Annotated in this window: 7 protein-coding genes; 6 read left to right on the top strand and 1 reads right to left on the bottom strand. The window is 52.4% G+C overall.

All coding sequences use genetic code 11. The features are described from left to right. Nucleotides 1-5 precede the first annotated feature (5 nt). The 6 genes from BMW93_RS17335 to BMW93_RS36065 all read left to right on the top strand — a co-directional run bounded on the left by BMW93_RS17335 (nt 6) and on the right by BMW93_RS36065 (nt 6,922). Nucleotides 6-1,409 carry a carboxypeptidase-like regulatory domain-containing protein gene (locus BMW93_RS17335; RefSeq protein ID WP_090378778.1) on the top strand — a complete coding sequence of 468 codons (1,404 nt, stop codon included), beginning with the start codon at nt 6-8 and terminating at the stop codon, nt 1,407-1,409. After that, the gene (locus tag BMW93_RS17340) at nt 1,312-2,961 is read left to right on the top strand and encodes a SusC/RagA family TonB-linked outer membrane protein (protein ID WP_090378782.1); all 1,650 of its coding nucleotides are present in this window, start codon (nt 1,312-1,314) and stop codon (nt 2,959-2,961) included. The genes BMW93_RS17335 and BMW93_RS17340 overlap by 98 nt, the downstream gene beginning before the upstream one ends. Nucleotides 2,962-2,981: 20 nt before the next feature. Then, complete coding sequence (locus BMW93_RS17345; protein WP_218147704.1) at nt 2,982-4,745, top strand: RagB/SusD family nutrient uptake outer membrane protein; 1,764 nt, start codon at nt 2,982-2,984, stop codon at nt 4,743-4,745. A 55-nt stretch (nt 4,746-4,800) separates the two neighbouring features. Continuing rightward, nucleotides 4,801-5,784 carry a metallophosphoesterase gene (locus tag BMW93_RS17350; RefSeq protein WP_090378785.1) on the top strand — a complete coding sequence of 328 codons (984 nt, stop codon included), beginning with the start codon at nt 4,801-4,803 and terminating at the stop codon, nt 5,782-5,784. 80 nt (nt 5,785-5,864) lie between these two features. Beyond that, the gene (locus tag BMW93_RS17355) at nt 5,865-6,803 is read left to right on the top strand and encodes a hypothetical protein (RefSeq protein ID WP_090378788.1); all 939 of its coding nucleotides are present in this window, start codon (nt 5,865-5,867) and stop codon (nt 6,801-6,803) included. Then, entirely contained in the window at nt 6,800-6,922 is a 123-nt protein-coding gene (locus BMW93_RS36065; RefSeq protein ID WP_255372349.1) for a hypothetical protein, read from the top strand. The genes BMW93_RS17355 and BMW93_RS36065 overlap by 4 nt, the downstream gene beginning before the upstream one ends. 90 nt (nt 6,923-7,012) lie before the next feature. On the opposite strand, the gene BMW93_RS17360 is transcribed toward BMW93_RS36065, so the two are convergent. Then, nucleotides 7,013-8,070, bottom strand: a 1,058-nt coding sequence (locus BMW93_RS17360; protein ID WP_090378791.1) for a 2Fe-2S iron-sulfur cluster-binding protein, incomplete at its 5' end; no start/stop codon positions are given.

Consider the following 8,070-nt stretch of genomic DNA (forward strand, 5'->3'; position numbering starts at 1 on the left):
AATCAATGAAGAAACAATCAGATTTCCAAAAAATCCTGTGCATGCTCATGAAAGTATCACTGATACAGGTATTCATCGCTATTTTATTTACAGGCGTTTCACTTGCGCACGACACCTGGGCACAGGAGCTTCTTAACCGGAAGATCAACCTGAAAATGGAGAACAGGAGCATTGCGGAGGTACTGACCCGGATCGAGGAGCAGACCGACGTGAAATTCACGTATCGCACCGCGCTTTTCAATGCGGCTCCTGCCGTTACGGTCGATTACCGTAACGATAAGCTGTCCGACGTTCTGGACGGGCTGCTTTCGCCCCTGGATGTCGGCTACAAGCTGGTGGGCAAGCTGATCGTACTCACGCACACGGAAAATGGGCACGAGCAGGAGACCAGGGCGGAAGAGGACAATGAGCTTCGCCTGGAAAGAAAGGTACAGGGCAAAGTCCAGGATGATAAAGGGGAGGCGCTGCCCGGCGTGAGCATTCTCATCAAGGGTACCCAGCGTGGGACGGTGACGGACGCCGAAGGTAATTTTGAACTTGGCGTAGCTGATAGCGGTGAACCGCTGATATTCAGTTATGTCGGCTATATCAGCCAGGAAATAGCCATTGGTAACCAGACGCGCATCGATGTCGTGCTTTCGGCAGATACCCGGACGCTCGACGAAATGGTGGTGGTAGCTTACGGTACCCAGAAAAAGGCGACCATGACCGGGGCTGTGGCGACAATCAATACGAAGGAAATCAAACAAAGCCCGGCTGCGAACCTGGCCGTGACGCTGGCAGGCCGTTTGCCTGGTCTTTTTGCTCAGCAAACATCCGGCGAGCCCGGACGCGACGCGACGCTGCTTTTCATGCGAGGCCGCGGTACATTGAATGGTTCAAGCCCTATTATCCTGGTGGACGGCGTAGAAAGGGAACTGACGTCGATTGACCCCAATGAGGTTGAATCCATTTCGATTCTCAAAGACGCTTCCTCAACGGCCCTGTTCGGGGTACGTGGTGCGAACGGAGTGATCCTGGTTACGACCAAAAGAGGGGTGGAGACGACGCCGACCATTGCACTGTCCATCGAAAGAGGGGTGCAGGACTTCACCAGGCGCCCCTCGCGCGTGGACTCCTATGAATGGGCGAAGCTTAAAAACGAAGCCTGGCATAACGATTTTCCCAACCCCGGGGCCAATAATTTCCCGCCCTATTCCGACTACGCACTGGAGCGTTACCGGTTGCAGGATTACCCGGAGGTATACCCCAACAATAACGGGCCTGGAAAAGGATTTCAGTGCATTGACGGAAGGCTTGTCGGCCAAGTTTATGCTATCGTTCGATACACGGACCGTACACAGCCTGAACGCGGCCAAGCAATTCCAGTTCTGGGTGCAGCTCATCGACCCCAACACGAAGACGCCTGATGGCCGGGATTCTGTCTACTACCAGCGAACACGTACCGATTTTGATAATACGCCGCTCAGTACCAGCACGTCCGCGACGTTCCAGTCGTTTTACAATACCCAGTTCCAGGCCAATTACAACCGCACCTTCAATCAGAAACATACTTTCACGGGCCTCGTGCTGGCTCAACAGCAATCACTTATCAAGCCGGGAGATGCATTGCCCTTTAATGTCAGGGGACTGGCCAGCCGCCTGACCTACTCGTATGCCAACAAATATACCGTCGAGTTCAATGCAGGTTACAACGGCTCCGAGCAATTTGCGAAAGGGCGGCGTTACGGCTTCTTTCCTTCCTATTCGGCTGGCTGGAACATTCACAACGAGCCTTTTTTCAGCAATGCATTACATACCATTACGATGCTGAGGATCAGGGGATCATACGGATCGGTCGGTGGCGATCAGCTGGGTAGCCGGCGGTTCCTGTACCTGGATGAGATCAGTCGGCAATCGGGCAGTTATTCGGCCACGCTGGGACGCGGTTCGGGCATTCTGGAATCGTTTTTCGGGAATCCTAACGTCCAATGGGAGGTTGCCAGGAAGGCGAATGTCGGTCTTGAAATTGGTTTGTTGAGCTCCCTGACCCTTACTGCCGACGTGTTTCATGAAAAACGCAGCAACGTCCTGATTTTTCGCGGAACCATCCCGATGATCATCGGCGTGCCCTCCTCCTCACTTGCGCCTGCCAATATCGGTGTTATCGAAAACAAAGGCTTCGAGCTCGACCTGAATTATAACAAGGTATTCAGCAAGGATTTTTCGGTGGTTACCAAATGGAATTTGAATTATGCGGCCAACAAGGTTCTTTTTAATGATGAAGTGAAGCTGGGCGAAGATTTCGCTTACCGCTACCGGACTACCGGCTACCAGATCGGTCAGCAGTTTGGTTACAAATCGCTAGGGTTTTTCAACAGTCAGGAGGAGATCGACGCTTACGGGGTGACTTACCAGGGCCGGGCCCCGAGACCCGGCGACCTTAAATTTGCCGACCTCAATAACGACAAGGTTATCAATGAAAGGGATATGATGCCGATCGGCGAATCAAGTATGCCCAAATACAGCTGGGGCGCCGCGGCGAATATCACTTTCAAAAATTTCGACCTGTCGTTTCTCTTCCAGGGCGCATTCAAGGTGAGCGGGCAGGTATTGTCTTCGGAAGTGAACGATTTCCGGGAAAGGCATCAGCACGCCTGGACGCCGGAACGGGTCGCCTCTGGCGAAGAGATCCTGTACCCCGCGTTGAGCCTGAGCGCATCGTCGAGCACGACGTCGGCCAATACGTACTTCAATGAGAACAAATCTTTCATCCGTTTGAAAAACCTGGAACTGGGGTACCGTCTGCCGGCGTCGCTGACCTCCCGCGTAGGTGTGAAGCGGATGAGGTTGTATGTTAACGGGCTTAATATCTTCACCTGGGATAAGATGGTACAGAAAGACTGGGACCCCGAGTTGGGCAGCCTGACTTCCTTCCCCGTGTACCGGGTGCTCAATGCAGGTGTCAATATCAATTTTTAATTCATTACCCTAGTATACCCATGAAATACCTGAAAATATTCATGCTGCTGGCCTGCGTGCTCACGGCTGCTTCCTGTGGCAAAGATCCGCTGGACATTACGCCGGACGGCCGGATCACCCTGGAAGATGCATTCAAAACCCAGGAGCTTACCGAGGCGTACCTGAATACCGTGTATGAAAGGCTGCGCAAATACGGTTGCAATTATCACTACTATACTTTCCTGTCGGCTTTCGGCGACGACTCTCACGAAAGCAACTATCCCGAGCAGAATTTTCCCGTGGCCAAATATATCACCGGAAATATCAGCGCAGCCTCCAATCCGCTCGACAACGAGGGCAGTACCACGCTTTCCTACAACGACCGCAACTGGTACGAAAGGGCGTGGGTAGGCATTCGCAGGGCCAATGTGTTCCTGGAACATATCAGCGACGAGAATGTGCCGGAAGCAGGCTATCGGGGTCGGCTGATTGCGGAAGGGAAAGTGCTCCGCGCGCACTATTACCTGGATCTGCTGAAAAACTATGGGCCTATGCCGATCATCGATAAGGACATTACCCAGCAGGAGGACTTCTCGGACATTAAAAGAAATACTTTTCAGGAATGCGTTAATTTCATCGTGAAAGACTGCGACGAAGCGATTGCAGATGCTAACCTGCCGTACAGGGTTACTTCGGAAGCCGAGCGCGGGCGGATGACGAAGGCTGTCGCTTACGCGGTCAAATCGCAGGCTTTGCTTTTTAATGCAAGCCCGCAGTGGAATCCCGACAACGATGCGGTCAAATGGCAGGCGGCAGCCAAGGCGGGAAAAGAAGCATTGCAGGCGTTAGAAGGCAACGGATTTCAGCTTTTTAACAGTTATGAGCATTTTTTTATCACCAAACCCGACCTTGCCCAAAGCCCGAACGACAAGGAAACCCTTTTCGAGATCAACGACTGGGGCTATGCTGGTCAGACTTACCGCAGGTTCGGAAATATCCTGTTTCTGATGCACATGATCCCGGATTTTGGTCCCGAAAAAGCAGGAAATTGTCCTTCGCAGGAGTTGGTAGACACCTACGAAATGAAAAACGGCGAGATCGCTATCACCGGCTATACCGACGAGGACCACCTTAAACCGATCATCAACCCTGCTTCGGGATATGATGACCAGAAGCCGTATGAGAACAGGGACCCGCGATTTTACGCTACTGTCTGGTATAATGGGGCATTGTATGGGAATATCAATGGTGTTCAAACCTATATCGAGGCTTTCAAAGGAGGGAAGCACGGGATTTCCGGTGTGAAGCAGCGGACGCCGACCGGGTATTACATGCGCAAGTTTGTCGATCCGGCCGTACGGTCCGCGGCCGCAGGAACGACTACTTACCGGCTTTTCAGACTAGCCGAAATTTATATGAACCTCGCCGAGGCGGAAAACGAAGCCAACGGGCCAACGGCTGATGCTTATCAGGCTATCAATACGGTGCGTAAACGGGCCGGAATGCCCCCATTGCCCGCAGGGTTGACGAAAGACCAGTTACGTGAGCGCATCCGCCGCGAACGGCGGGTGGAGTTCGCTTTGGAAGAAAACCGCTTTTACGACGTAAAAAGATGGAAAATACTGGACAAGGCAGGCAAGATCACCAGCGGAATGGCCTGGACACGACGGCCGGACGGAACGCTGACCAACGAACGGATCGTAACCATCCGCCGGCAATCCTGGCAGGACAGGTTCCTCCTTTTCCCTTTACCACTTAGCGAGATCACCAGAATACCTGGTATGACCCAGAACCCGGGCTGGTAGAGCCGGTAACTCTACTGTGCTTTTGATCATTTGATATTAAACCTGGTTGGCAAATATGAACTATCTAAAAAGAAAACTGTTCCCACTGGCAATCCTTACGGTGTGCTCGACTACCGCCTGGGCCCAGAAATTTACGATCCCCGTTTTCCCGGATACACAAACGGAAGTTTCGTCGAAGCATGATATGTATTTCAGTCGCTTCAAATGGGTGCTTTCGCACCGGGATTCCCTGAACATCCCGATGGTACTGCACGTAGGCGACCTCGTTAATTTTGACAATTATGACCATTATGACGTGGCCAGCCAGGGTTACGAGGCATTCGACCGTGCACGTTTGCCGTATGCGATCACATTAGGTAACCACGATACCGAGGCTGTCGGCTTTATGAGCGGAAGCGCCGCGCCGGGTAATGTGAACCAGAACCTTAGAAAAACACAGAAATTCAACGCCTACTTTCCGCCAGCCCGGTTCATCAACCAGCGCGGACGTTATGAGGAAGGGAAAAGCGATAATGCCTATTACACTTTCAAAGTCGGCGATACGAACTGGCTTGTGATCACCCTGGAATTCTGCCCGAGGCTCGGCGCGATCAACTGGGCCGGGGATGTTGCCAAAGCTTTTTTCAATTACAATGTGATTGTCGTGACGCATTATCACCTGACGTCGAAAGGTGAAATTGGGAAGAACAATGCGGGTTACGGCGATTTCAGCCCCCAGGATGTGTTCGACAAGCTGGTAAAGCTGCACTCCAATATCCGTTTTGTTCTCAGCGGCCACGTCATGCATTCGGCTTTGAAAGTAGATGATGGCAAGGAAGGCAATAAGGTCTACCAAATTCTTCAGGATTATCAGAACGAGGATTTCGGCGGAGGTTATATCCGGCTCCTGGACTTCGATATAGAGAAAGGTACCGTGGCAGCCTCTATGTATTCGCCTTACTATAACAAGACGAAGGAAGATACTTCCAAATTCACCATTACCGGAATCGATTTTATCAAACAAAACGAGCCCCGGGCGCGGACACTTCCCGTGAAATAAGCAGGCAGGCGAACCGGATCGTGCTATGCACGCGGTTCGTCTGATTTTTTTCAGGACAAATTCAAATCAGCCATTTACAAATGAAAGCATTTAACAGGGCAGCTATCTTGCTCGTGATCCATTTTTGTGTCCTGACGCCAGCTTTTGCCCAAAAAGGAAAGATTGGCGCATATTACTTCGATGGTTGGAGCGGCACGACTTTTCATATAACCGAGGACCTAAAAAAGAATTTTCCCGAGCGGGAGCCCGTGTGGGGCTGGGTGACGAGCGAGCAGAAAACTGTCGATGAGCAGATCGCGCTCGCTGCCGACGCCGGGCTTTCTTTTTTCAGTTTTTGCTGGTATTTCAAAAAGGGCGGCGAGCACCGCGATGTCCCCAATAACCGCGCATTGTCATTTTACAAAAACTCTAAAAACGTGAAACGGCTGGAATACTGCCTGCTGGTTGCCAATCACGCGGGGTATGACATCACGCCTGAAAACTGGACCGCGCTGACGGCCGTGTGGCTGGACGAATTCAGGCATCCGCAGTACCTGCGCGTGGGCGGGAAACCGCTGATCGTGTTTTTCGAGAGTGGGTCGCTGGTCAGGAATTTTGGCTCGGAACAGTCGGTCAGGGAGGCGTTTGCGACATTTAAAAAGGAAGCCTCCGAGGCCGGACTGGCCGGGGTATCCATAGCTATCTGTGCGGGATCGCCGGAAGGTGTAACCAAAGCCGAAGCCTGCGGCGCCGACGTCATTACCGGTTACAACTATCACAGCATAGGGTTCAAAGGCAATGCGCAAGCTATTCCTATCGACAGTCTTCACCACGCCGAACCCGGGCTTTGGAGCAAGCTAGCTACATCCGCCACCATGCCTTACATACCCGTTAGCACGATCGGGTGGGACCCGCGCCCGTGGGCAAATGATAAGAATAAATACTTGGAGAAGCCTTATTTTACCGGTTTTTCGGCCAAGTCCGTGGAGCATTCGGTTACAGGCCTCAAACGCTGGATAGCACAAATGCCAACCGGATGACCACCGAGCGCCTCGCCCTCATCTATGCCTGGAATGAGAACGGCGAAGGGGCCTGGTTAACTCCGGGAAAGTCCGGATTGAACCCGCTTACAGGTCTGAAAGCAGCATTGTCGCATTGAATGCATAACGGCCTCGAAGGGCTTTCCACAATGAAAAACTCTCATTGTGAAATAAGTTAAAAAAGGAATTTACGGTGTTCATTCATCCTATCATAAATCAAGCTCGATATCTGTTTCAGGCCGCGCGCAGCAAAGCAGGATTTCACCTTCAAATGGCTCGCCAAATGGTTCGGGATCATAGCTTACCGCGCCGGAGAGCATAGGAGTGCTGCAACTCATGCATGTCCCTTCCCTGCAACTGCTGGGCGGATAAATGTCGTGTTTTTCTAGCAAATTCAGCAGGTTACCATAGCCATCTGCCCAGGCAAATGAACGGCCGGATTGTTTCAGTGAAATCTTTGGCGTATCCAAATCTTCTTCGATGAAGATCGGTGCGCTTTGCCCGAATGCCAGATCAGTATCTTCATTACCACTAAAATAGGTGCAAAACAGCTGGGAATCGGACATGCCCCAGGCTTTAAGGCCGTCTGCAAGTTTCTTTACAAATGAGGCCGGGCCACAAATATAAAAATCCGCATTCAGGTCCGTTAAATGCCGTTGAAGGAAATCCAGGTCTATCCGGCCAATGGCATCGTAATCGTTCCCCGGAATTTCTGTGGCGGAAGCCTGACTGTGATGGATCGACACCCGTATGTGCGCATGCCTACGAGCGAGCAATCGCAGCCACGCGCCCATGGGCTGCTCGCCTGCGTTCCTACTTCCATGAATGAACCAAACCTGCCGCGGATCGGGCTCTTCGGCTATGGTTTCCAGCATACTAAGCATGGGCGTAATGCCCACACCGGCGCTGAGCAACACAACCGGGCGGCGGGATTCTTTGGGTAATGTGAATCCGCCGCCCGGTTCACTGACCCACAGGGTATCGCCGGGTTGCACGTGATCATGCAGGAACGAAGAAGCCAGACCGGGGTGCGAGGGTGTGCCCTCGCGCTTGACGGTAATGCGATAATGGTCCTGCCCGGGGGCTGTGGACAGGGTGTAGGATCGCTGTACCGGACCGGTGTGGCCTGGCACGGCCAGCCGGAGGACAATATGCTGCCCCGGCTGGTATTGCGCGACCGGTCTGCCGTCAGTTGGTTTGAGGTAGAATGACCAGATCGTCCGGCTTTCCCGGACTTTATCAATAACTTGAACGGGATGGAACATGG

Source organism: Dyadobacter sp. SG02 (genome assembly GCF_900109045.1).
In the GTDB taxonomy this organism is placed as follows: Bacteria; Bacteroidota; Bacteroidia; order Cytophagales; family Spirosomataceae; genus Dyadobacter.